Below are 26525 nucleotides of genomic sequence, written 5' to 3'. Positions count from 1 at the left end.
CAATCGTGTGTCAACGGAATGTCAAACATGAATCCTTTAATAACTTATATAATTAGGAAGCTTTTTAACTTCTGCTTGCTTTTTATTCCCCTGCCATCTCCCTGACACATTCTGAGTTTAAAGTAAGACTAACGAAAGGAGGTCATGATTCATGGTCAAGAAATTAAAGTTCCGTCATGAGATGAAATACTATGTCAATTATCATCAATACTACTTGATCCGGCACCGGCTGAAACATTTTCTTAAGCAAGATACCCACGCTGATCACAAAGGAGAATATCATATTCGAAGCGTCTATTTTGACGATATAGAGAATAAAGCTTTACAAGAAAAGCAAGCCGGCATTGAAAACCGGCACAAATATCGAGTTCGGCTCTATAACAGGAGTGATTCAGTCATCCACTTCGAGAAGAAGATTAAACGGAATACCTTCATCGCCAAGGAAAGAGCAGCTATCTCCAGGGATACACTGGAACGTCTCATAGATAACGAATTCTCCGTTCTAAATGGTACGTCCTCTCCTCTTCTTAAGGAAGTGCGTCATGAAATGAAGAACCGCCTATTAAGACCGAAAGTTATAGTGGATTATATAAGGGAAGCCTTTGTTGCAAAAGAAGGCAATGCCCGCATTACCTTTGACAAGGACTTGCGCACCGGCCTTAATAAAATTAATCCCTTTGATCCTGATTTACTTCCAGTGAAAGCTCTAGATGAACCAGTTTATATTATGGAAGTGAAATTTGATGAGTATATTCCCAATTATGTTCGGGATGCCCTTCAACTAAACGGACTTCAGCGGCAGGCTGCTTCGAAGTACACGATTTGTCGCAAATTCACTAAATCAAATGCTTGGGAGGATCAATAATGGAAAATAACAATAATAATGAAACATCTTTCTCAGATCTCTTAAATACAGAAGTATTATCCAACTTCAATACAGATATTTCGCTTCTGCAAATAGGAATTACTATGCTTCTCTCTTTCTTAGTAGGACTGTTTATCTACACTTTGTATAAGCGGATTTTCAGCGGGGTTCTGTACTCAAAAAACTTTAACATCACACTCGTCGGGCTCTCTATGATTACTTCGCTTGTCATCATGGCGATAGGATCCAATCTTGTCTTGTCGCTTGGGATGGTCGGAGCTCTCTCCATAGTCCGTTTTCGAACCCCAATCAAAGACCCGACAGATCTAGTCTTCCTATTTTGGGCTCTCGCCAGTGGAATCGTCATTGGAGCAGGCTTCTATTCATTAGCTATCTTAGGCTCAATTCTTATCGGTATTGTCCTATTTGTTTTTATGAAAAAGTCGAAATCAGAGACTCCTTACTTATTTATCGTCAACTTCACAGGAGACGATACTGAACAAAGCATCTTTGACCAAATGAAAAAAGCCGTCAAACGTTACGACATAAAACAAAAATCCGTCACAGACTCGGAGACAGAAATCACATTCGAAGTCCGCTTGAAGGAGAAAGAAGCTGGCTTCGTCAACAGCATAACGAATGTACAAGGAGTAGAGAATGCAGTCTTACTAAGTTATAACGGAGATTATGTCCAATAATAAGAAAAAGGGTGTGTCACCCATATGGGGAGAGCACCCTTTTGGTTTATAGAAAGGTGATGAAATTACCAATGTGGAAAAAAAGCCTTACTGCAAGTGCTATGGTAATCCTTATACTGCTCACCAATACACTAACAATAAGCGCAGAGGAAACGTCCATCTTCAACAAAGAAGAGATCAGTGAAGTAAATATTGAAATCGAAGAATCTGATTTTGAAGATATGCTGGAAAATCCTTTAGAGGAAGAATACAAGGAAGCTGCTGTCACTTATAACGGAATTGACGTTCCTTACACAGGAGTACGATTTAAGGGGAATTCTTCTCTAAACTCTGTAGCAAACTCGGATTCCGAACGTTACAGCTTCAAGTTAAAATTCAATGAGTATATAGAGCAGAACTTAGAAGGATTCACAAAAATTAACTTGAACAATAACTTTGCCGATCCTTCCTATATGCGAGAGTACTTGACCTATGAAATCATGGAAGAAATGGGAATTGAAACACCAGAGTATTCCTTTGTTCATGTATCCGTGAACGGGAAATCTTACGGATTGTATTTGAGTGTTGAAAACATTGAAGAACCTTACCTGGAGCGCCATTTCGGAAATTCCACAGGCAACCTCTTTAAAGCAAATATAGGAGCCGGCCTCTCTTGGGAAGAGGGCATGGGCATTGAAGGCACGAACCTCGAACAAAAAATTGGTCTGGAGACAAATACCGACCTGCTTGATTTCATTGAAGCTCTCGATGAAGGAAAGAATGTAGAAGACTATTTCGATGTTGATTCATATTTGCGCTATCTAGCGGTCAGTACTGTTATGGCAAATATGGACAGCTACCAGGGGAATTTAAGCCACAACTATTACTTATATGAACAAGACGGTATATTCACTTTCCTTCCATGGGACCACAACATGTCCATAGGGGGAATGGGGGATGAAGAACAAATCACCATGCTTATCGACGAACCTACGATAGGTTCTGTAGAACAACACCCTTTGACGGATTACGTGCTATCAGATGACCAGTATAAAGAAACCTATCACACGTACATTCAACAAACATTAAATAAACTCGATAATATTGAACAACGAGTAAGTGAAGTGAAAGATTTAATCAGTGATTCTGTAAAGGAGGACCCTACTGCTTTTTATACGTATGACGAATTCCAGGCTAATACAGGCAGCGGAGCTGTTGACGGGTATCCAGCAATCACCAGCTTCCTTGAACAAAGGATAGAGAACGTTCAACAGCAACTGGATGGAGATATTCCTAGCTATGACGATGGAGAAGGAATGAGTGAAAACAGTGGCGGCATGCCAGGGATGGGCGGACAAGGAAATGGTGATAGACCAGAGGGAATGGAAGAAGGTCAAATGCCAGAAGGAATGCAGGACGGTGAAATACCCGCCATGCCAGATGGGAGGGGGCCTGAAGGCATGGGCGGAGAAAGACCACAAGGTATGCGCGGGATGGAAGGCAGTTCAACTGCTGACACAGCTTCCCAAAAAAGAAACCTGATTTCCGTTTCCGTGCTAGTCATCTTATTGCTTGGAACAACCGTGTTTATCAACCTTTTCAAAAGATATCGTGCTTAACAAAGACTGCCGATAGCTCGGCAGTCTTTTCAGCTTGTAGAGAAACCCTGTGTTTTCTACAAGCTTTTTTCTTGTCTTCAGGAGCACCAGACCATTCTCTTTCTGCGGACAAACACCCGAGCGCGCTCTTGAAACTCATATTGCGAGGTATCCTGTTTCCTCGGGATTATTATGGTCTGTTTTTCGTTATAATTTATAACCGAAAAAGTTTCTGGCAGGCAGCCTTCATAAGCGTCTTTTGACCAATCTCATCATTGTATTCATGTGAGACATTTGGGAAACTAGTGTCCTTTTCTTTTGTGCACCAACCATTATTTCGTCTCATGCAGGTACTGAACGTGTACTCTCATTACTTTTTTCGCTTTTAAGTAAGTGCTCGATCTATAAATCAATAATCGGCGATTCACCACTATACAAAAAGACCAGTCGTTTTTTCGACTGATCTTTTTTCTCCACTTATCTTATAGGTTATTGTTAATTTCATACTCTGTCATTTTTTCTTCGAGCCAAACACTGTATTCTTCATTTAGCTTGGAATCGTACAGTGCATCTGTTACTTCCTCTTCCACATCTTCATAGACAGCTTCTTTCGCATCCGTACGATCAGTCACTTCGATGATATGAAAGCCGTATTCCGTTTCTACCGGATCACTCACTTCCCCAGCTTCCATGGAAAAGGCAGCCTTATCAAAAGCTTCCACCATTTCTCCTTCGCCGAAGGTACCGAGGTCACCTCCAGATTCACTCGTGGTGTCATCCGTCGAATATTCTGCCGCGAGATCAGCAAAGTCTTCTCCTTCTTCCAGCTTATCAAGAACCGTTTGAGCCTCTTCTTTTGTTTCAGTTAAAATATGTCTTGCAGTCACTTGTTCTGGTTGGTTGAAACTCTCTTTATTCTCCTCGAAATACGCTTCCTTTTCCTCATCCGTAACAGAAATTCTATCTTTAAGTAGTTGATTCATAGCCAAATATTCTTCCAAGTCTTCTTTGAAATCAGCAATAGTCACACCGCTTTCTTCCAAGGTACTTTGAAAAGCTTCTTCACCGCCATACTGATCGTAATAGATAGCCATCTCCTCATCAATATCCTCTTGACTCACGTCAATATCGTTTTTCTCTGCTTCTAATTGTACAATTTTGCTTGTAATTAAAGAATCCAGTGCCTCATCTCCATATTGACTGACAAGCAAATCATACAGGTCTTCCTTCTCAATCTCTTCTCCATTGACTGTCGCTACACTTTCTTCTGCATACATTTTTATAATAAGGAAGATGCAGAGCACCGCCGCAACGAGAAATACTCCGCCTCCTATCATTATTTTTTTGTTCATTCTACCTTCCCCCTTGTCTTATTTTCATTCAGGCTGATCTGTCAGCGTGACTTGGATTGTCTGTGCTTCTCCGTCACGATAAAACTTGATGTCCACTTTGTCACCGGCTTTGTGATTCGTGTAAAGATACTTGCGAAGATCACTTGCACTAGTTACTGACTGATCCTCGAGAGATACAATAATGTCCTCTTTCTTCAGTCCGGCTTTCGCTGCAGCAGACATATCGTCTATAGACCCAATAATGACCCCTTCTTTCACATCCTCAGGAAGCGACTGCGAGTAATAAGAAGGAACTTGGTTTATCGTCATCACGCCTAATCCAAGATATGGACGATCCACTTTGCCATCCTTTGTGATATCTTCGATCAACTCCTCAACATTGTTACTAGGTATGGCAAAGCCAAGTCCTTCTGCATCATCACTTGCTATTTTCAGACTATTAATCCCAATCAATTGGCCGGAGAAATTGATAAGTGCCCCCCCACTGTTTCCAGGATTGATCGCTGCATCGGTTTGAATGACATCCAGATCCCACTCCCCAGCAGAAGTTGACACGGAAATCGTTCGATTCTTCGCACTAATAATGCCTTGGGTAACAGTCCTGGATAAGTCAAGCCCTAAAGGATTACCGATAGCAATAACCTCTTCTCCCGCCCGAATATCTTCGGAATCCCCGAATGCCAGCGGTGTCATGTCGTAGTCGCCTTCAATTTTCAATACGGCGATATCAGTGAGGGCATCTGCTCCAACCAGTTCAGCCGTCACTTCTTTCCCATCGTTAAGAGAAATTTGAATTTCGGAGGCCCCTTCTACTACGTGATTGTTTGTAACGATATAAGCGGCATCATCCGTAACCTTATAGATGACACCCGATCCCGTTCCACTTTCTACTACCTCTTCAGTATTTTGGAATGGACTACTTTGCATCGTCATATTAACGACTCCGACTATTGCATCGGATGCATCAGCAACAATATCAGCTGTAGATAAATATGAATCTGCAGACATTTGTGATACGTCGACATCAACCGTTTCTTCAAATGTACTTTCAACAGCAGTTGGATTCACGTCTGTATTGTCATCGTAAGAAGTGATCCCTAACGTAAGCGCAGAACCTAAAACACCAGCGGACATAGATAACCCGATTAATTTAAAAAGAGACCGTTTCTTTTCTCTCATTTCCTAAGCCCTCGTTTCATAAGATTTAAATTATGATTTCACTATAAAACTTGAATGTGTCAGAGGTATGTCAGAAAACACGATTTTAATATGGAAAATCCCTTCCCTAGTAATTCTTTTTTTAAATTTTCCAAAAGTCCCTCGTGTGTAATAAATCATAATGATAACTTATTTAATCTATGGAAATACACTAATGCAAAAGAGAAGGGATCGCTTTTAAGTTCCAATATAATATTAACGAGACTTAAAAAAAGCTAAAAATACATTAATAGTTTTGGGGTCTGATCCCTGGTACGATGAACAGTATCTAGTCACTAAAACACCTCCTAGGTTGATCCTAAAAGAAATGGATCTTTAACCTGGTGAACTAATACATTTTTAAAATATCTGGTTCACCAACTGAAATGAAAAAATAAAACCTGAAACTGCCAGACCACTATTTTCTATGGATATTATGGATCCATATAGATGAGACAAAAAACTTTTCAGCGAACCAGAAACTATAAAACAAAACTTCTATATTAACAAAGAGCTAGACGTAAAGATTCGCTTGGACAAAAATGAAAGAAACGCTTCAAATGGATGCTTAAAAACTCCAATTAAACATTTTTCCTCTGATGAATATAGTATGTAATGGAAGAGAAAATGTAAATTGAAGACTAGGGGATTAACCTTGCAATACAGAGAGTTTGATTTGCCGGATGCGGCCTTGTGGGCAACCTTCTTCGATCCAGTTTCTTTCCTTAATATATTAGAAGTGGATCATCACACAAAAAACTATGTTGATGTAGGATGGGGTTTTGGTACCTTTCTAATTCCTGCAGCAAAAATTGTTTCTGGTTCTGTCATTGGGATAGATATTAATGAAGAATAATTAGATATTTGTAGGAAACGAATAGTGGAGGAAGACATTCAAAATACACATTTAATCCATGGGGACTTATCTCACAATAAAACTCTTCAGAACATACCCCGAAATATTCCATAGGTGGATTATATTAGTTTTTAACATGTTGCATTGCGAAGAACCTTTCGAACTTCTAAACCGAACGGCGCAACTCCTACAAACAGAAGGAAAACTAGGTGTTATTCATTGGAAACCACACAAAACACCAAGAGGACCTTCCATGGCCATTCGGCCAACCCCTGAAAAAATAAAATATTGGGGAGAAAAAGCAGGGTTAACTCATTTAAAACAAGCAGACCTCGCCTCTTATCATTTCGGAGTGTTGTTTGAAAAATAAGATGCTGTCTCAGGCTATTATCCTATAGAAAATGACTATAGTTCCTGCATACTTCAATTTACATCCAATACTAATATCTAAAAAGCCTCTAAGTAGATAACTTGAACTACTGAGAGGCTTTTTCTCTTCAATATTTTTTAAAATACAGTCATAATATAGTCAAATCGTTCTCAAACCTTATATTGAAAGGGTTTTTGAGGCTATCACATCATGCCACCCATACTCTGAATAGACGAAATACTTAAAAATAGGTGTTAAAGATGCCTATATTACCAGTGTTTCCACTTTAAAGTGTTAGGTTATTGCTAAATAAGATATCAATATTAATGAACGGTATCCAGTCAAAAGCCAGTCAATAAGTTACACGTTCAAAAAATCTATACTATGAAACTACAGACATTTTGGCAGATAGTAAAGTTCCTGCTGACTTGTATTCCAGCTTATGAGCATCCGCAACAGCTTGGTAAGTCACAGCGCCCTCAAGAGTATTGATTCCCTTCATAATCGCATAGTTTTCCAGGCTAGCTTTAGCATAACCTTTCCCGGCAATTTCAAGAGCATACGGCACAGTTACATTTGTAAGACCTATAATAGATGTTCTAGGCACGGCTCCAGGGATATTTGCTACCGCATAATGGACAACCCCATGTTTAACGTAAGTTGCATTGTCATGAGTAGTAATTCGATCTACGGTTTCAAAAATCCCTCCCTGATCAATCGCAACATCTAAAATAACGCTCCCTTCTTTCATGGATTTCACCATTTCTTCCGTAACCAGTTTAGGTGCTTTTGCCCCTGGTATAAGAACAGCTCCAATGACAAGATCAGATTCCCCGACGGTTTCTGTAATATTCAATGGATTAGACATCAAGGTATTGACATCATTTCCAAAAAGATCATCCAATTCACGCAAACGGTCTGGATTAAGATCCAAAATAGTCACATTAGCTCCGAGACCGATGGCTATTTTTGCCACGTTAGTCCCTACAACTCCCCCACCGATGATGGCTACCTTGCTGCGCTTAACACCAGGAACACCACTTAACAGAACTCCCAAGCCGCCTTTTGGTTTTTCAAGATATTGAGCACCGAGCTGTGCGGCCATACGTCCGGCGACTTCACTCATTGGCGTCAACAACGGAAGAGAGCCATCTTCTTTCTGAATCGTTTCGTATGCGATACCTACGACTTTACTTTCTACAAGTGCTTTAGTTAGTTCAGGTTCGGCAGCAAGATGCAAGTAAGTAAACAAGATCAGCCCTTCTCTAAAATAGGTATACTCCACCGGCTGCGGCTCCTTTACTTTCATTACCATTTCCATCGCCCATGTTTCTTCAGCTGTCGAAACAATCTCTGCCCCTGCTTCTTTATATTGATTGTTAGTAAATCCTGAATCCACCCCTGCACCTGTTTCCACCACAACCTCATGCCCCATCGAAACCAAGTGTTGCACTCCTGCAGGCGATAAGGCTACTCTGCTTTCATTATTTTTTATTTCCGTCGGTACACCGATACGCATATGATTTCCTCCTTAAGAATAATCATTTTGTTTGCATCTTATATCTTTAGTTCTAAATAAAGTCCGGATAAAATGCTATCAATTAAAACCTTGTATGTTAGTTCGTAGATGGGGATTCCTACGTACTTTTCCGAATACCATTTATGTCTCAAATAGTTTCTTTTTGAGGTTCAAGTTCTACATCATCGATTTTAGAATGATTGTTGGTTTCTGCGATAAATATCGAGGCAATAACCATGAGTAAAGCGACTCCGTCAAACAAACTTAAGGATTCCCCCAGAAAAAGGACTGCAATTATGGTTGCCGTTACAGGGATGATCGCCGTAGCCATTCCCACGGTACTTGCCGGCACTTTTGGCATACCTAAATACGTAAAGGTGTAGGCAAGAATCCACCCTGAAAAAGCATAGGCAAGAATCATTACCCAAAGGGAAGAATTTAAGGAGCTCCAATCAAAAGAGAAGGCTTCATAAATAGCCATAGGCAATGTCATAATAAGCCCTATCACACATAAACCCGCCGCCATTGTAATGGGGGCAATTTTTACAGCAAATTTTTTCGCATATACGTAAAACATGGCTAATGATACCACAGCCAAAATCATAAATATGTTTCCTAACCAACTAGCTTCTTGATTTGGTTCAACTCCAACTACTTCCATAACCATAACGGCAAGGATTGCTAAAGTAATAGCTATAATTTTTCGCATATTCAGCCTTTCCCCCAGAAGGAAAAAAGAAAGAAGCAAAACGATAGCGGGGACCATACTATTGATAATACCTGCCGAGATAACATTCGTGTAAGTGAGACCATATAATAAAAAGACAGTATATAGCACACAAGTAAAAAGTGCCTGCATAAAAATCCCATAATAATTATTTCTTCCAAGTTTCCGCCATTTCACCTTATCGTAACGTTTGGCAGCTGGTAGTAGAACAATACTGGAAACAGCTAGAGTTAAAGCGGTGAATAACCATACAGGTACTGTCCTCATTGCATAATCTCCAATTGGAATGCTAATACCCAAAAAGAACATTACCAACAAGATATAAAGAAACCCTTTATTCATAGACTCCCCCATTTTTATTCAAGTTTGACTTAGAGAACTAAGCCTTCCGCTTAGTTCTCCGTAATGATAAATGCCACACCAAACCATACGTTCATAGTACAAATCAACTAAACAATCTTTGTTCTGTAGACATATCCATGACTTGTTTATTCTCGAACTGAGAACAAACTTGTCCTTCGGAAAAACATGATTGACAACGCTTTCAAAATTGGTATCATCAAAAATAATTTGAGGAGCTTTCCTCCCGTCTCTAAGCTAAAGGTTTTAAGTTACGAACTTGTTGTTACGGGCTATAGTTCCTATGCACTCAATATTAATAGAAAACTAATGTGTAATAGCGATCACTTGATCTACCGCTTCTTTTTGTTCCTTAGTTAATACTTCTGTCGGTAAACCTTTAATAGCATTATAATAAGGGTCTTCTATTACTTTACTTTGCACTCCACTAAGAGCTTCAATAATTCTTAAGGTACAAAATGGAACGTAAGCCGGGCTATATCCACCTTCGTGGCAGGCTACTAGACGACCTTTACAGTGACGTTCAGCTATGTCCTTTACGATTGTTCCCATCTCGCCAAATCCTTGAGCTGTCACCATCATTTGAGCTAGTGGGTCGAATACACTGGCATCCTGGCCTGCAGATACTAGAATAAGCTCTGGCTTAAATTGATCAGCAATGGGGGCAACCGCTTTTTCTAATGCATATCGATAACCGGCATTTCCTGTTCCTGCAGGTAATGGGATATTGATATTGTAGCCTCTACCAGCGTCTTCCCCGATATCTTCTCTTGCACCTCGATCTGGCGGAAAGTTCCCATCTTGATGAAGCGAAATAAACAAGATATCGGGATCGTCATAAAAGACATTTTCCGTCCCATTGCCATGATGAACATCCCAATCCAAAATCAGGATTCGTTTAAGGCCATACTTCTTTTGCGCATACCGCGCGGCAACCGCCACATTATTAAAAAGGCAAAAGCCCATTCCCTGTTCGGTTTCTGCATGATGGCCAGGCGGTCTAGTTAAAGCATAGACATTGTCTACCTCCCCTTCCATTACCGCATCCACGCCTGTCATGACACCACCTGCAGATAGCAGTGCGATTTCATAGGAACCTCTGCCAACAAGGGCAAGTTCTCCTGCATCCCCGCCGAGCGTATCACTTAACTGCTTTACCTTCTCCACATAAGAAGAGCGATGAACGAACTCGATCTCTTCCTGGGTTGCAGCCCTTGGACGTATGCCCGTCAATTCATCGATAAATCCACTTCTCTCCAGCAAATTCTTTATCCGTCGTTTGCTTTTCGGACTTTCCCCATGCTCATCCGCCTCGATCCATCCACCTGGTGGTAGAAACAAAGCACCATTTCCTGTATCGTGCCAAAAATAGCGTTCATCACAAATAAATCCTGTGTTATTTCTCATTGGGCTCCCCCATTTTACTTCTTATATCGTTTTTCAAAGGCTTGAATGGAATCAGACAGCTTACCAATAATTGTTTCAATATCAGCTTTTGTTACAACCAGTGGCGGTGCCAAAGCTATCGCGTTTATACCTCCAAATACTAAAGGCCTCAGCAGGAGATTTCGGTTTAAGCATTCTTCTACGACTTGTGGGGCGGCATTTACGGAAGGATCAAATCCTTTTTCATTGTCGCGGTCTTCAAACAGCTCGATCGCTCCTAATAAACCGATCGCTCTACTTTTTGCCGTTATGCTGTGCTTGTCTTCTAAGTATGCCAGACCTTTTTTCAGTTCGGTCTCCATTTGTCTGGCATGATCGACGAGTCCTTCCCTCTCGATAATTTCTATATTTTTAAGAGCAAGCGCACAGGCGGTTGGATGGCCGCTGTAAGTAAACCCATGAAAGAATACACCCTCGGATATTTCGACAAGTTCATCTCTGATTTTCGTTCTCATAAGCACAGCCCCGAGCTGCATATAGCCACTGGTAATCCCTTTGGCTACCGACATCATATCCGGTACGACCTCCCAGTTGTCGACACCGAACATTTTTCCAGTACGGCCAAAACCGCAGATCACTTCATCTGCCAGCATAAATATCCCATATTCATCACATAGCTCTCTTACAGCTTTCAAATATCCTTCTGGCGGAATATTGATTCCCCCAACCCCCTGAACAGGTTCTAAGATTACCGCAGCGATGGTTTCGGGACCTTCATTTTCAATCATTCCTCGGATGCTTTTTTCATAGTCAGGATGCGACTTGTCCCCTTGTTCGCAAGCGGTCAGATAAGGGGTAGCATGGAAGAAATTCGGTGCAGACGAAGTGATCATATTATCAAATTCACGAACGCCTGTTGCACTGGTTGCCCCCATCGTCACCCCATGATAACTGAGGTCAAGAGCAATAATTTTTGTTCGTTCCGGCTTTCCTTTCAGCTTCCAGTAATGTCGAACAATCTTAAAGGCGGTTTCGTTGGATTCTGATCCGCCAGAGGTAAAAAAGCTGACATTTAAATCTCCTGGTGTTAACTCTGACAGTTTTTGCGACAACTTGATAACCTGATCATGAGAATTATTGAAAAAAGATGATCCATACGATAGCTTCGAAATCTGCTGCTTCGCTGCTTCGGCCATCTCCTCCCTGCCATAACCAATGTTTACGTTCCATAAAGAGGACACTCCATCCAAATAAACCTCGTCATTGACATCCGTCACGTGAATACCTTTTCCCTCTTTCAAGATCAACCCCGGACCTTCTTGCTGCTGTTGCTTCAGTGGTGTCGTCGGGTGAAAATAAAAATCTTTGTCGGCCTGGTGCAAAAAGTCGGGATGAATCTTTTGTTCCGTTAATGGTTCACTCATAAAAGTTACCTCCTTGAAAATTTTAAAGTTTACCTGACGAACGTTCGTCAGTTTTAGTATAAATAAGATTCAGAATATTTACAACAGTCGATTTTTATTTTTTAATCCCCCGCCAGTATACAGCCCATGCTACAGTAAAACGCTTCTCGAAATTTTCGTGATTATAAATAAGTTCCACAAGCAGCCCGTCAATAAAATTCAAAAATGAGACCGCTCCGTCTTCGGGATCCACACCTAAGGAACCCTGATGAACCTTAAAAATTTCTTCGATAGCAGTATGCAGCTGATTATAATATGTAAAAGACTTTGTAATAACATGTTCTTCTAAATGACGAGGCGGCAAAAACATCATCTGAAGCAAAAACTTAATATTCCTCCCCCCCGACTTATATCTACTTTTTAAGTCAACGATAAAGTGGTATAAAATATGATCAATCGATTCATTTTTCTCTTGTTCAAAAAAACCTCTTAAAAAGGTAATTTCTTCTTTGATTATTTTCTCCATCACTTGCAAAAAAAGATCGTCTTTATTTTTGAAATGGGCATATATTGATTGTTTTTTTATCCCGACATCCTCCCCAATATCTGTTAGCGATGTCCCGTTGTAGCCTTTTTCGATGAAAAGGTGTAAGGCACTTGTTATGATTTTGTTTCTAGTTAAAGTAGTCATTGCTTTTCCCCCTGTGTCCTTGATCATTGTCGGAGTCCCGTTAGCGAGCTTACATTGTACTTTAATATCTAACGTTTTCAACTATAGCCTGTATCGTTTTTGTTGGGATCCCTTCGCTTGTACCGAAATAGATTTTAAATAACTATGAAGGGACCAACGTTTATTTCAATTATACATTTCCAAGAAGCTACCCTCCATCATAGTGTCATTTGGAAGAAATATAAGCATCCCCTATTCAGATTGTAGACCTTTTATTGGATTTAAAATATGTCTTTTCATGGGAATTTAAAAGAATGGTTAGAGGTATTTTTAGATAGGTCTGGTTATGCAGGTAGAATGGAGTAATTGGAAATACAATTATCAGGGAAAAAGAATATTATTCATTACCTTGCCACCGGCTGATATAAAAAAGCCTTGCTACTTTTAGCAAAGGCCTTTAAATTGGTTGAAAAATGATTGTTAAAATTTATAAAATCATACACCGAAATAAATTAGGGACAGTATGAATGGAAGAACTGTCCCTTTACGAATTTTTCATCTAAATAATATCTCCAAATACTATCATATTCTACATCTATCAATAGTAGAAGCCCCTGCCACTCTATATCGATTTTTCCTCTAACTTTTCTGAAGGTATGGCATCCATGGTAACTTCATTATTCTTCTCTTGAAATTCAGCTATAATGATAGAGGCGATGACAAGAAGCAATGCCATACCATCAACAAATCGTATGGATGCCCCATAAAAAACTAGAGCCACCACTGAAGCAACTACAGGTATTACAGCATTAGCCATTCCTGCTGTACTCGCGTTAATTCGGGGCATAGCAATAAATGTTAAAGAGTAGGCAAACATCCACCCTAAAAGGCTATATAATAGGATTCCCAACCAAACCGAACCATCATAGAAGACAGATAAATCTAGAGAACTTAATTCAAATAATGCCATGGGTAAGGTCTGCAATGTTCCGAAAAATACTAGACCTGCAGCAAGTGTGTAAGGAGGTAGTTCAACAGAGAATTTCTTCGCATAGATAAAAAACAAGGATAACGCGAGAACAGCCAAAAGCATAAAAGTAATTCCCAAAAGGCTTGCTTCGCCATTAGTATGAACACCTGCCACGTTCATAATCAACACTGCGACTATGGCTAATAAGATTGATATTGCTTTTTTAAGATTCAATTTTTCCCTTAATAATAGGAAAGACAAAATAAATACAACCGCCGGTGTGATACTACTGATGATACCTACCGAGATGGCACTTGCATGAATCACACCATAAAGCAAAAATATTGTGTATAACGTGGCAGTTAGTAATGCCTGCATAAACATTCCGTAATAGTTTTTCCAACCGAGCTTAGTCCATTTTGTTTTCTCATACGCTGTCGAAAAGGGCACTAATATGATCGTTGCAATCATTAGAGTAATACACGTGAAAACCCAGACGGGAAACGTCTCCATCATTGAATCTCCAAGTGGGATACTTGCTCCGATACATGCCATTGCAAGAACAATGAACATCGTTCCTCTTCTCATATGTGCGAACCCCCCGTGTGATGATATACCATATCAGAAATATCAATTCCTTGAAAATTAGGTCCTGCAAATTTTATTCTTCCGCCAATAATGACAAGCTCTGTAGTCATTTCTCTAAGGGCTGCATGATCACAAGTTAGTGGGTGATCACCTAATACTACTATGTCTGCTAGCTTTCCTGGCTCAATGGAACCTTTTATTTTCTCTTCAAAGCCTCCCCACGCCCCCCACATTGTAAACATTCTAATTGCTTCTAGCGGAGAGATCCCTTGGTCAAGGTTTTTCCGTTTTCCATAATAGTTTTCCTGCGTTACAGCCACCCAAATGCTATGCCACGGATTACATCCTTCCGGTTGAGAACCTGTAGAGTCAGAATTCCCTGGAAGCACAAGTCCTCTGTCAATATAATCACGGAGAGTTGGAGAAACAAAATCAGGTAAACAATGAGTAAATTGAGGTGTCATGATAGGAACAATACCTTGACTCTGCATTCGTTGTATTTTTTCCTCGGAATCACTATATTGGTTAATTTGTTCGGCTGCATGTTCTAACCTTAATCTATGGTCTTGACGTGGATACCTTTTTAAAGCATATTCATATGCCTTTAGCCCCATTTCCAATGCCGGTTCTGTTGCTACATGTGTCCATAGATGTAATCCAGATGAATGCACTTTATAAACCAGTTTATTAAGTTATTCCTGTGTATATTTACTATCAAAGACAGGATGCAAGTTTGCATGGATTCCCTGTCCATCTACAAATAACTTGATGCCTCCTAAACTTAGCCATTCATCTCCAAATCCCGATTGTAATCCTGTATTTATAATTTGATCAATATCAGTTAAGTTTGGGTGCTGAAGATAAAGTCTAAGCCTTAGGGGTAAATCTCCCTGCCTTTGCAGTTGTTGCCATGCTCGTATACCATCCGTAGAATACGGAAGTTCATGGACAGAAGTCACACCTTTGGATACAAAATGTTCGACTGTACCTACGCGCAAAGCATCTAAAAGCTTTTCATACCCCCAAGGCATCAATGGAAGACCTTCCCACCCCTCTGTAAAAACACCTGTTAATTCTCCGGTCTGATAATCCCTTCCTAACGTTGCTCCATTTGGAAGCCATGACTCTTGCGTCCACCCCATCTTTTCAATAGCCATTGTGTTCATGATATTCACATGGACTTCCATGTTAAAAATAATAGGGTTTTCCGGAGCAATCCTATCTAATTCCTGCCTTGTAGGCAGACGGGCTTCTTTTAACTTCTCTGGCAGAGCATTAGACCCTCTTGCAATGACCCATTTGCCTTTCGGTGTATGATCAACTCGTTCTTTAATAACGTTCAAAATTTGTTCCACACTAGTGTAAGGAGGAGTATGTGCACTCACTGCATTCGTTAAACTATTAACAGTTAGCTCAGTGTGGACATGACTATCCACGATACCTGGAATGACTGACCTACCACCTAAGTCTACGGCTGTACCATTCGTTGGAAGCAAATCGTGAATTTCTTGGTTTGTCCCTACAGCTGCTATGCGGTCTCCAACTAGTAAAACCGCCTCCTCGATACAATCCTGATCATCCACGGTAATGATTTTTCCATTCATCAGTGCAACATATGTTTGTTCACTTATCTTCATAGGAAAAGCCACCTTCTTATAAGAATATTCTTTCACCTCATAGTTGATTTTCTATTAGCAACTAGCTGACGATAAAGAATTTTACGAAGGCTTTTTTTGTTGTCCAAGTTCCAGCGAAGCCATCAGTAAAGGAATAAGAATTGCCTTCTTTGAGTTCCACTTTCTCTCCTTTGTCTGTCACAACTTCTGCTTCTCCACTCACTACGTAAAATGTCTCGTTTCCTGCAACTCCATAAGGCATTCCAACTGGATGTTCCTCTGGAAGATGCCTCCATAGCCCAGCAGCCAAAACTCCATTTTCATCTTGCGTCTGCCTTAGCCAGCTTACTTGTCCAATTTCGTTTCCTTCTACGATAAAAGGTTCCCATTCCTCTGTATTTTTTGACAATTCGTATACCACGCTGTTTTTTAGATGTATCATGAATGTTCTCTCCTTTTTTATTAAATAGTTACTTCCTTCTGCAATCTATTTGTTAGATATTTATTTGCCTTTCCACTTACTGAGAAAGCGCTTTCAATAGCACCGTCTATAAAACCTGCCCATCCGTTTGCATAGTCGGATCCAGCAAGAAATAATCCATCTTCTGGCTTTTGCAGTTCTGATAAATAATTTGTCAGCTGATTATTACTCTGCATCGCCCAAGTTTCTCCTGAAAATTTATCGTCCACCCAGTCATGTCCGACGGACTCAATAACCTCTATCTGAGGGATCATATGTCTAAGAGCCTCTTCGACTCCAGCCTTATTTTCCGGTTCCAATTCACCCGCATCTGGACCAAACCCCACAATGATTCCGTCATCCCCTTCCGTATATTCCAGTTGTGCATAATTAATTGGGTAATCGGCTGGAGCAAAAGCGAAAAATGGAGTTGTAAAGTTTTTGACCTTCGCCCAGAACTTCATACCTTTGCTCGTCTGTCCCTCGTCTGCTGCTTTACATTTAACTTCTGACAACGGAGGATCAAATTCAATTGTGTTTAACACGTTGAGTGGGAGAGTAGCAATAACTGTCTTACCATTGAACTGTTCCCCCTCTTCCGTTTGAACCTTAAATCCATTCGTTGTTTTTTCCACGAGGGAAACTACTTTTGAATAGAATATTTCTGCTTTAGCATCATTAAAAATACTGTCGATCAATGCTTTTGTACCTTTTTCGATTTTAAAGCTGGCACATATTTCCATCATCAATTTCCAATTATAATCAGATAATGCCGCCCAGCGCATTGCTTGAGTGATTCCAGCTTTTTCTGTCGGTCCGTTGAAATTTAACGACCACATACTATGCATTAAATCCGATATCTCTTTGCTTAATTTAAGCTTTTTAATTTGTTCAGATACAGTTAAATAATCAATGTCCTTTAGTTCCTTCGAGGTAAAAGGCTGATACGGAAGAGGAAAGTATTTTCGGGCATCCGCAAGCAGGGCTTCATTGGCTTCATCTAATATTTCAAATAGACCATCAGGTGTGCCATTATACCTTTTTCCATCAGCAACCCAATAAGCCTTGTCAGGTTCCGGGGACGGTACCACATCTAATCCGTAACGGGTAATCTCTGACCAAACGTGTGGTTGATACCAATGGACCCAGGTTCCTCCTATTTCCAGGCTCCTCCCCAGGCGCTGGTCAAGCCAAGTTCGGCCTCCCAAGCGATCTCTTGCTTCTAAAATCAGAACACGGTACCCTTTTTGACTTAACTCTCGTGCCGATGTAACCCCCGCAAATCCAGCTCCGATTATAATGACATCATAGTTTTCATTATTCAAATAAATCCCTCCTACCTTACTACTCTTACAAACTAAACCAATTAAATGTTCGTTGTTTCAATCTGTCTACACATATCTTGGTCTATATGTACATGGTCTCCTCTCTTTTGAATAAATTTCTTTATAATTTTATTTTGTATGAAGGGCGAGAATAAATCTATTACCCAAAGGGACCATATTGACTGACTATTTGAATAATTCAGTATCCATGTATATAATTTACATAATTCTTAAGAGAACATCATTAGTCTAAACGTGTATATTAGATTAATTAAAGACAAGGAGGCTAAACATGGTCTCTCATTTTTTGAGTGACGATAAGTATAAAAAAGTACTTGGGTTTATGGACGAGATCTCAATTATTAACGAAAATTTCCGAAAAGAAGTATTATTAGCATTTGAACATTGGTTTGGATTCCACCAATTGAATTTCTGGTTTTGTGATGAAAACAATCAATTATATGATCCCATTACTTTAAATACAAATCAGTCTATTACGAAAGATTACCTAAATAATTACATGGATATGGACCATTTAGTTCCTCACAAACTATCGCAACATTGGATACCGAAACGAAGAGTTATAAGCCTGCTTGACATTCAATCCAAAAAAGAATACGAAAACAGCGAATATTATAATAGCTTCATGAAAAAATACGGCTTCTACAACAATACAGGGATATTCTTGGTCAAAAACAAGAATATAATCGGATTAGTAGACTTTGTTTCCGAAAAAAATGAAAAAAATGAAGGAATTATAGATGAAAGTGAACAAATGACTCTAGAAATACTTTCTAGATGTATAGCCCAAAAATTGAATGATAGGTTTTATACGGATAATTTTGAAAACGCATTCAAAAATGCAGAATATAATTTAACCGACCGGGAGATAGAAGTATTAAAACTTATTCGGCAAGGTTATTCCAACAAAGAAATTGGAGAGAATCTCTTTATTAGTGTTAATACAGTAAAAAAACATATCCGTAGCCTCTACCAAAAGTTCGATGTGAATAATCGATCAGGTCTTCTTTTTAAACTGAATTCCATCTAAACCAACATACTGAATGGGAAAGATGAAAGTTTTGTATTCTTTCCATCAAATTTATATATTTATTGCTAATTCAACTACAGATAAATTTGAGTGTTGACCTGTCGTATACGTTTTTCATATAAAAAACGAACATTATATATATTTTAATTATGCCTTCAAGAGTGTTAGATTAATATCAGTCACTTCTGAAAATTAGGAAATTAAAATGCTGATTTAAGTGAAGTGCTTCCCCCATATGCTATAGACAATTTTAGAGCTGAGACACCAGTTTCAAAATTTAACATTCCAAATTCCATTTAATCATCCGAAATAACCATATTTTAAAAGTCTATGAGATACTCCAGTTACTCTCGATCCCTCTTTAAAAAATTTTTAAAATATCTATGGTGAAAGACCTTATTAACCCTAAAATGTACTGACCATTAGTATGAATACATCGAAATGTAAGGGCTTGCAATCGTATTTAACAGAAGAATTATTTGAACTGGTGTTCTATGGTTAGAAAGGAGAAGTTTAGTTTCATTCCCATATGACATTTTTTAAGGGAAGAAGAATCGAAATATTAGGTCTGTGCAGATTTATAAAAATAAAATATTAATTTATACGAAAGGGGAATAAAGATGCAATTTCAATTTGGTATTCCTTGTCAAGTAACTTTTGGGAATGGGGCTGTTAAAAATATTGGTCAAGTATTAAGTGAATTATCAGCAACAAAAGTTTTGCTTATCTATGACCAAGGCGTTGAGCAAGCGGGGATTGTTGACAAAGTGAAGTCCTATATGGAAGAAAACCAAGTAGAAACAGTTTCCTTTTCAAAAGTGGTACCAAATCCGCCTGATACAATTTTGAATGAAGGAGCAAAATTAGGTAGAAATGAAGAAGTAGATGGAATCGTTGCTATTGGTGGAGGGAGTTCGATTGATGTTGCAAAAGCAATTAATATTCTACTAACGAACCCTGGTCCAATTAATCAATATGATGGAATCAATATGGTAAAGAATCAGACAAAACCATTAATTGCCATTCCCACAACTGCAGGGACCAGAAGTGAAGCAACTTCTATTACTGTTATCACAGACACAGAAAAGAAAAGGAAAATGGTTATTGGCGGTCGTCACTGTGGAGCAGATATTGCACTAGTGGATCCAGAACTCACGATTGCATTACCTCCTTCCATCACAGCAGCAACAGGTATGGACGCGCTAACACATGCAATTGAAGCTTATGTTTCCAAATTTGCCTCCGTACCAAGTGATGTGAATGCCTTAAAAGCCATCGAACTTATTTCTAATAATCTAGTTGAAGCATATAAAAATGGCAATAATTTAGAAGCCCGCCATAATATGATGCTTGGTAGTATGCTAGCTGCATACGCCTTTAATTCAGCCTTACTTGGAGTAGTGCATGCGATTGCCCATCCATTAAGTGTATATTGTGGTCTTCCCCACGGGGTAGCAAATGCTTCTACTTTGCCTTATGTAATGGCATTCAACGCAACAGATGAGCATGTCCAATATCGACATAGAGATATTGCAAGACACATGGGAATCGAAGTAAATAATCTATCTGATGCGGAAGCTTCTTACAAGGCCATTGAAGCAGTTAAATCCTTAGCCGAACAAGTGCATATCCCCACGTTAAGTGAGGCTGGAGTAAGGAGAGACCAATTTGATATTTTAGCTGAGGCAACATTAAACGAAGAAATAAGTATCATGGCTAACCCTACAGACGTTTCAAAAGAAGATATTTTAGACCTTATTGAAACCGCTTACGTTGGTTCGGATGTTAAGGATTTAAAATATGTACAAAGTCCCTTAAGAAAATAAGAAAATAGGGTTGGATAGAAACACTGCTATTGAAAGTAATAATTGGTAGCATAGTTCAGGATTTTATTAATGCCTTATAAGAATAAAGAAATCATCCATCGAACAAGTTGCTAAAGTAATGAGGTCGATTTAAGGGGAATGTTCAGATTCGTCATTTTACTATATTTGGAGGTAGATTACATGCCAAAAACATTAGATATCTCTTTACTAGATCAAATAAACAAAAGCTACATTGGAGGGCAATGGGTAGACGGAAAAAGCGGCAGAGATTACGAGATTAAAGACCCGTATGATCACTCAACGGTATCTACGGTTAAATTAGCAAATAAAGAGCAAATAAGGAATGCTTTTGAAACAGCAAATAAAGCTCAGAAAGAATGGGCAAGAACTAGTGCTGAGGAAAGAAGAGAAGTTTTAACTAAAGCATTGAACTTTTTGGAAGAAAATAAAGAAGATATTATACAGTTGGTTATCCGCGAAACTGGCGGAACAGCATTAAAAGGGGAAGTAGAATTCGGTTTCGGTATCAGTGACATTAATGATGCTATCCCGATGGTAGAAAAAATCTATGCTCCGAAAGAATATTCTTCCAATACACCAGGCAAGGTGAATCGTGTTTACCGCCTGCCTCTAGGTGTGATTACTTCGATTACACCTTTTAACTTTCCATTTAATATGGCTACCAGAACGATTTTTCCCGCCTTAGCTTTAGGAAATGCTGTAGTGCATAAACCAGATATTCAGGTTGGTCTCGTTGGAGGACAGATTTTCGCGAAAGCACTTGAGGAAGCAGGACTCCCTGCTGGTGTATTCAATTCGATTTTGACAGACACGGAAGAATCAGGAGACGAATTTATCATCAACCCAAATTCAGACTTTATCAGTTTCACCGGTTCTACTGCTGTTGGCCAGCATATTAGAGAAAAAACTGGAAACACAATGAAACAAATGGCTCTGGAACTAGGTGGAAATAACCCATTGGTAATTTTGGAAGATGCAAATATCGATCAGGCTGTAGATATTGCCATATTCGGTAAATTCATGCATAATGGTCAAATTTGTGCAATCACAAATCGAATTATTGTTCATCAGGGAATATATGATGCTTTTCTAGAGAAATATGTAGAACGAGTAAAATCACTCAAAGTAGGCGATCCAAAAGATCCTGCAACAGTGATCGGACCTGTTATCAATAATAAACAAGCCGATAAAATCATGGGAATAGTAGAAAAAGCAAAAGAGGAAGGATTAACAGTTGCAGTCGAAGGTGCGCGTAATGGAAATGTAATTTCTCCATTTGTCTTTACCAATGTTTCCAATGACTCCACACTTGCTTCTACGGAGGTTTTCGGTCCTGTTGCTCAAATTATTATTGCTGAAGATGATGATGATGCCATCCGTATCGCAAATGATACAGAATTCGGTCTTTCAGCAGCAATTGTTACGAATGATATCCAAAAAGGTGAACGTTTAGCACTCGAAATTGAAGCAGGTACAACCCATGTAAACGATATGCCTGCAGTTTTAGAAAGCAATGTTCCCTTCGGGGGTGTTAAGAATAGCGGTATTGGCCGTTTTGGTCATGATTGGGTTGTCGAGGAATTCACCACAACAAAATGGATATCAGTGCAGAAGGAAAAGCTTGAATATCCTTTTTAATACGGAGTATAAAAAATTGGTGGTCTGCATGATGGCGGATCACCAATTTTTTTGGTTAGTAAAATAAATTCAATATATTAGCGAAACCTTTGTCCCCCCTGGGGAATCCGTGTTGTTTTCGCTATCGTTATTGAAATTACGTTAGAGGGAATGTGCAACCTCATAAGCTGTTCTGCCACCTTCCTATCTTTTTCTGGAAGCCTTTTAATATGATAGTAAACATATGAAACTTGATATCCATTATACTTTTATCAATGAATAGGATCTTTTTCCTTGGGTTGGGTACAAGCCCCTCCCATTGGTGGTAACGTGCAAAATCAGATGCAGTTAAAAACAAAGGGTTGTCCTCTTCGTTAACCCCACAAGTTACCGATTGGCCGAATAAGTGTTAGGCTTCTAGTTCAAAGCCTATGTTAGTGTAATACTTAATAGCAGCTTTAATGCCTATTCCAATCCTCTTTCATCCGAGAAAAAGGAAAGAACAGTCTGCTTTCTTTACTCTTCCCCATTACCAAAAAACTAGTGAAAATCAAGGCCCCCCTATCACACCCTGGACCCTTTTTAAAAAAAGCTCTGTAAATAAAACATTCTTTTAATTTAATGACAATATCATAGAGAATCATAGAGAGGTACTCCAAGTAAAAAACATCACATCTAAAAGTTTACTATTAAAAAGGAAAGAACAGGATCCCCTTGTGGGCATCCTGTTCTCTGTTTAAGCGTATTGCAAGGCAATACCATATTTCTCTAAAGTTTGTTGGATTTCATCCTGCAATTCTTGTGATGGCAGGTCCATTGGGAGTCTTAAAACAGGTTCGATTCTTCCCATCATGCCGAGTGCTGCTTTCACCGGGGCTGGGTTGGTATCTTTGAACAAGACATCGTTCAATTCCATGAGCTCATAGTGGAGATTTTGTGCGGTTTCCACATCTCCATCGAACCAAGCATCATGCATTTGTGCCACTTTACCAGGCAAAACATTCGCTGTAGCACTGACGGATCCTACACCTCCAATCGTAAGCATTGGGTAACAGAGGAGTTCAATTCCTGATAATAGGAGAAAATCCTTGCCACATCGCTGCAGTACACGATTGACATGTTCAAAGTCCTTATTTGACTCTTTAACACCAATAATGTTCGGGCAATCCTCATTCAGTTTAGCCAAAGTATCGACATGAAGGTTGGTCGCGGTACGCCCTGGAATATTATAGATGATAATCGGGATATCAACCGCATCAGCCACTGTTTTAAAATGTTTATATAATGCTTGTTGGTTAGGTTTATTATAATACGGTACGATGACCATAGCAGCATCTGCACCCAGCGCCTCAGCCTTTTTCGTTAAGCGCATGGTTTCCTCGTGATTGGTAGACCCGGTTCCGGGTACGAAAGGGACTCGCCCATTGATTGTTTTAATCGCTTTTTGCATTACTTGTTCTCTTTCTTCAACACTTAAGGAACTAGGTTCGCCTGAAGTACCTGTGACGGAGATACCATGGGTACCATTCTCCAATTGAAATTCAATCAATTCCGCGAATTTATCTAAATCCACATCATGGTTTGCTTTAAATGGTGTAATAACAGGGGTGATAGAACCTCTTAATCTAGATTTGATTTCCGTATAATCTCTTGCCATTATAATTCCTCCTCATTAATAAACAATCATTCAATCATTGACTGACATACATATGGTTAAAATCGGTTTGAGCGTGAAGCTCATTCATTTGTAAATCTGCAATAAAGTTATTCCAATTAAGCTCGACAATCTCATAAGATCCTATGATGGAATCATGGAAAAGAGTGACGAGCAGTTTTCCTGGTAACGCATTCATATCCACTTCACAAAACCCTTTGGCTTCCATATTGCTAGTGGAAATAGTCACTTCATAGGTTCCCATGCAAGGGAGGGAGTAATCGGGGTCAAAATAAAATGCGATCTCTTTGCCCCTCCCTATCATGGTTCCTAGCATTTTATAGCGGTCTCCCAAGTAATCAGGGATATTTTCTACCTTTCCAGTAGACAGAAAACTCCGAAGTAAAGTTGAACTTACTTTTTGTTCGTACATCGAGAGTTTAGACACAGTAGTGACTTCGAACCTCCCTTTACTATCGATAGGAAGTTGTGCCATGTCTCCTTTTCCTTTGAACCCATACTTATAATCAAATCCAGCTACCGCATGTTTGCAAGACAATCCACATAGGTAGTCATCGACGAATTTATAATGAGGGATCTTTGCTACCTTTTCATTGAATTCGACTACATACATGATATCGACACCCAGCTCTTTGAACCTTTTCTCTTTTACGGCCAATGGAGTAAGATAGCTTGTGATTTGTTTTCCTTTTTTTATTACAGAAGAGGGATGAGGAAAAAAAGTCATCACGGCTAACTTTAAATTATTATTGGCAGCTATTTTTTTGGCAGTCTGTATAATTTTCTGATGACCCAAATGCACTCCATCAAAGAAACCTAAGGCTATCACACAATCTTCTTTATTCTTCCTCACGTTATTTTGTATAGGGTAATCTACTTTAATCGTCTTCAAGTTCCGTCCCTCCTCTGTAATAGTTTTACATCACTTGTTTATACTTTCCTTCGAAAAACGCTAAAGGTTCACCATCTTTAAGATTCAGGTTGATTACTTCCCCGATGTAAAGGGTATGATCACCCGCTTCATGTGTATCATAAACATTGCAAGCTAAGCTTACTAACGAATCTTCAATGATCGGCATTCCCTCAAAAAGTCCAAAGTCTACCTCTTGCTCTTGTTTGATTTGGCCAGCAAATATCATAGACATTTCTTTCTGGGTTCCAGATAAAACATTTACCGTGAACTTTTGAGATTCTTGAATGACCTTGTTCATTTTCGCGTTGGATCCTACAGATATCAATACCAATTTAGGGTCCAAAGATACAGACATAAAAGCATTAGCGGTCATTCCGTGTGTTTCTCCATTTGATTCCGAGGCAATGACAGTGACTCCTGTAGCGAATTTACCCATTGCCGATCTGAACATGCGATCGTCCATCTTGATCACCTCTTATTTGTTTTTTTGATATCCATTCGTTAAATGACAAACGTCGGTTTTCTTTTCTTTAACTTGGCTTCCTTAGTTTCAACTTTTTCATTCGTGTAAACATTCAATACTTCTGTGGCTTCATCAAACCAGCTATCTGGTGCTTCATGTCCCCAGAACGTTTGCCTCATAGGGTCATCCAGTTCCCAGCGTAGAGGTTTGGAATCTGGATCCCCGGTGAAATAATCTCCATTATATAGCTCAATTCGATGTCCATCCGGATCGCGTAAATAAAGGAAGAAAGCATTGGACAGTCCGTGCCGGCCTGGACCTCTTTCAATATTCGGACTATAGCCAAGAGAAGCTAGAACATCACATCCATGGATCAAGCTCATTGGATCGTTCAACCAGAACCCAATATGGTGGAGTCTAGGTCCGGGACCATTCATGAAAGCGACGTCGTGAACGCTTGGTTTTCGATGAAGCCATGCCGCCCAAATTTTATCTTCTTCACCGGCCGTGTATTCTGAGCAAGCATAACCTAGTTCTTCAATATAGTAATCATGGGCTTGTTCTACATCAGATACCATGCAGTTAAAATGATCAATACGCTGGACTTTTGCCCCTTTATAAAGTTGATATTGTTGAAGTTTTCTTTCTACTGTATCCATTTCTACATAAAATTCGACGGGTAAACCGGAAATATCTTGATAGCGGAACGCTCTTCCCAATGCTTTTTGTGTTCCTTTGTCAAGCCATTTAATTTGGTTACCATCCTGCTCGAGTTTAGCAGCTAATTGATCTAAATCGTCATCTGTCCTCACTTTATAACTGATGACTTCAAGTATCGGAGATTCTTTTTTCTTAAGCAGCAAACTATGATGGTTATGTTCTTCCAACCCACGTAAATAAAGTTCTGTGTCCGATTCTTCAGTTACAATAAACCCCAGGGCATCATAAAATTTCTTTGATTCTTCTAGGTCGGTTACATGGAGCACGGCTCTACCTGAACGAATAATGTCAAAGCTCATA

At 39.4% G+C, this 26525-nt stretch carries 21 protein-coding genes and 1 pseudogene; 7 read left to right on the top strand and 15 right to left on the bottom strand.

Going from position 1 to position 26525, the window contains the following annotated elements:
- The first annotated feature begins 151 nt into the window (after nucleotides 1-151).
- From C1A12_RS14980 to C1A12_RS14970, 3 genes are all read left to right on the top strand, one after another.
- Nucleotides 152-865: a polyphosphate polymerase domain-containing protein gene (locus C1A12_RS14980; protein WP_101845062.1), complete on the top strand. Its 714-nt coding sequence runs from the start codon at nucleotides 152-154 to the stop codon at nucleotides 863-865.
- Nucleotides 865-1563, top strand: a complete 699-nt coding sequence (locus C1A12_RS14975; protein WP_101845060.1) for a DUF4956 domain-containing protein — start codon at nucleotides 865-867, stop codon at nucleotides 1561-1563. Before C1A12_RS14980 ends, C1A12_RS14975 begins: the two co-directional genes overlap by 1 nt.
- Before the next feature lie 71 nt (nucleotides 1564-1634).
- Nucleotides 1635-3161: a CotH kinase family protein gene (locus tag C1A12_RS14970; RefSeq protein WP_159462204.1), complete on the top strand. Its 1527-nt coding sequence runs from the start codon at nucleotides 1635-1637 to the stop codon at nucleotides 3159-3161.
- A 461-nt stretch (nucleotides 3162-3622) separates the two neighbouring features.
- On the opposite strand, the gene C1A12_RS14965 is transcribed toward C1A12_RS14970, so the two are convergent.
- Nucleotides 3623-4492, bottom strand: coding sequence for a peptidylprolyl isomerase (locus C1A12_RS14965; RefSeq protein ID WP_101845056.1), 870 nt, complete (start codon nucleotides 4490-4492; stop codon nucleotides 3623-3625).
- A 24-nt stretch (nucleotides 4493-4516) separates the two neighbouring features.
- Nucleotides 4517-5671 carry a S1C family serine protease gene (locus C1A12_RS14960; RefSeq protein ID WP_101845055.1) on the bottom strand — a complete coding sequence of 385 codons (1155 nt, stop codon included), beginning with the start codon at nucleotides 5669-5671 and terminating at the stop codon, nucleotides 4517-4519.
- Nucleotides 5672-6344: 673 nt separating this feature from the next.
- Between C1A12_RS14960 and C1A12_RS14955 the strand changes: the two genes are divergently transcribed.
- Complete coding sequence (locus C1A12_RS14955) at nucleotides 6345-6545, top strand: class I SAM-dependent methyltransferase (RefSeq protein WP_101845053.1); 201 nt, start codon at nucleotides 6345-6347, stop codon at nucleotides 6543-6545.
- A 752-nt stretch (nucleotides 6546-7297) separates the two neighbouring features.
- Here the strand turns inward: C1A12_RS14955 and ald are convergent.
- The 9 genes and pseudogenes from ald to C1A12_RS14900 all read right to left on the bottom strand — a co-directional run bounded on the left by ald (nucleotide 7298) and on the right by C1A12_RS14900 (nucleotide 17939).
- Nucleotides 7298-8434, bottom strand: coding sequence for an alanine dehydrogenase (gene ald, locus C1A12_RS14945; RefSeq protein ID WP_101845050.1), 1137 nt, complete (start codon nucleotides 8432-8434; stop codon nucleotides 7298-7300).
- A 148-nt stretch (nucleotides 8435-8582) separates the two neighbouring features.
- A complete protein-coding gene (locus tag C1A12_RS14940) occupies nucleotides 8583-9503 on the bottom strand; it encodes a DMT family transporter (RefSeq protein ID WP_159462203.1) in 921 nt (306 codons plus the stop codon).
- Between the two features lie 324 nt (nucleotides 9504-9827).
- A complete protein-coding gene (locus tag C1A12_RS14935; protein WP_101845046.1) occupies nucleotides 9828-10928 on the bottom strand; it encodes a class II histone deacetylase in 1101 nt (366 codons plus the stop codon).
- A 14-nt stretch (nucleotides 10929-10942) separates the two neighbouring features.
- Nucleotides 10943-12331, bottom strand: coding sequence for an aspartate aminotransferase family protein (locus C1A12_RS14930; protein ID WP_101845044.1), 1389 nt, complete (start codon nucleotides 12329-12331; stop codon nucleotides 10943-10945).
- 94 nt (nucleotides 12332-12425) lie between these two features.
- The gene (locus C1A12_RS14925) at nucleotides 12426-13001 is read right to left on the bottom strand and encodes a TetR/AcrR family transcriptional regulator (protein ID WP_159462202.1); all 576 of its coding nucleotides are present in this window, start codon (nucleotides 12999-13001) and stop codon (nucleotides 12426-12428) included.
- Nucleotides 13002-13602: 601 nt separating this feature from the next.
- On the bottom strand, nucleotides 13603-14538 hold the full coding sequence (locus C1A12_RS14920) for a DMT family transporter (RefSeq protein WP_101845040.1): 936 nt from the start codon (nucleotides 14536-14538) through the stop codon (nucleotides 13603-13605).
- A pseudogene (locus C1A12_RS21690) lies at nucleotides 14535-16142 on the bottom strand (amidohydrolase). Before C1A12_RS21690 ends, C1A12_RS14920 begins: the two are co-directional and overlap by 4 nt.
- A gap of 94 nt (nucleotides 16143-16236) precedes the next feature.
- Nucleotides 16237-16596, bottom strand: a complete 360-nt coding sequence (locus tag C1A12_RS14905) for a cupin domain-containing protein (RefSeq protein WP_101845034.1) — start codon at nucleotides 16594-16596, stop codon at nucleotides 16237-16239.
- Between the two features lie 20 nt (nucleotides 16597-16616).
- Nucleotides 16617-17939 carry an NAD(P)/FAD-dependent oxidoreductase gene (locus C1A12_RS14900; protein WP_101845032.1) on the bottom strand — a complete coding sequence of 441 codons (1323 nt, stop codon included), beginning with the start codon at nucleotides 17937-17939 and terminating at the stop codon, nucleotides 16617-16619.
- 292 nt (nucleotides 17940-18231) lie between these two features.
- Here C1A12_RS14900 and C1A12_RS14895 point away from each other — a divergent pair, with 292 nt between their 5' ends.
- From C1A12_RS14895 to C1A12_RS14885, 3 genes are all read left to right on the top strand, one after another.
- The gene (locus C1A12_RS14895; RefSeq protein ID WP_101845030.1) at nucleotides 18232-18990 is read left to right on the top strand and encodes a response regulator transcription factor; all 759 of its coding nucleotides are present in this window, start codon (nucleotides 18232-18234) and stop codon (nucleotides 18988-18990) included.
- Nucleotides 18991-19610: 620 nt separating this feature from the next.
- Nucleotides 19611-20816: an iron-containing alcohol dehydrogenase gene (locus C1A12_RS14890; RefSeq protein ID WP_101845029.1), complete on the top strand. Its 1206-nt coding sequence runs from the start codon at nucleotides 19611-19613 to the stop codon at nucleotides 20814-20816.
- A 180-nt stretch (nucleotides 20817-20996) separates the two neighbouring features.
- Nucleotides 20997-22475, top strand: coding sequence for an aldehyde dehydrogenase family protein (locus C1A12_RS14885; protein ID WP_101845027.1), 1479 nt, complete (start codon nucleotides 20997-20999; stop codon nucleotides 22473-22475).
- Nucleotides 22476-23190: 715 nt separating this feature from the next.
- On the opposite strand, the gene hpaI is transcribed toward C1A12_RS14885, so the two are convergent.
- The 4 genes from hpaI to hpaD are packed head-to-tail and all read right to left on the bottom strand — an operon-like array spanning nucleotide 23191 to nucleotide 26524.
- Nucleotides 23191-24111, bottom strand: a complete 921-nt coding sequence (hpaI, locus tag C1A12_RS14875; protein ID WP_101845023.1) for a 2,4-dihydroxyhept-2-ene-1,7-dioic acid aldolase — start codon at nucleotides 24109-24111, stop codon at nucleotides 23191-23193.
- Nucleotides 24112-24145: 34 nt separating this feature from the next.
- Nucleotides 24146-25021 carry an FAD synthetase family protein gene (locus C1A12_RS14870; protein WP_159462200.1) on the bottom strand — a complete coding sequence of 292 codons (876 nt, stop codon included), beginning with the start codon at nucleotides 25019-25021 and terminating at the stop codon, nucleotides 24146-24148.
- 25 nt (nucleotides 25022-25046) lie between these two features.
- Nucleotides 25047-25505, bottom strand: coding sequence for a flavin reductase family protein (locus C1A12_RS14865; RefSeq protein ID WP_101845019.1), 459 nt, complete (start codon nucleotides 25503-25505; stop codon nucleotides 25047-25049).
- A 38-nt stretch (nucleotides 25506-25543) separates the two neighbouring features.
- Nucleotides 25544-26524 (bottom strand): 3,4-dihydroxyphenylacetate 2,3-dioxygenase, encoded by a 981-nt coding sequence (hpaD, locus tag C1A12_RS14860; protein ID WP_101845017.1) that lies wholly within the window; start codon nucleotides 26522-26524, stop codon nucleotides 25544-25546.
- Nucleotide 26525: the final 1 nt, after the last annotated feature.

Origin of the sequence: Halobacillus sp. Marseille-P3879 (assembly GCF_900240285.1) — a bacterium.
In the GTDB taxonomy this organism is placed as follows: domain Bacteria; phylum Bacillota; class Bacilli; order Bacillales; family Halobacillaceae; genus Halobacillus_A.
Note: the sequence above shows the minus strand (reverse complement) of the source record. Positions and strands in the feature narration are given on the sequence as shown.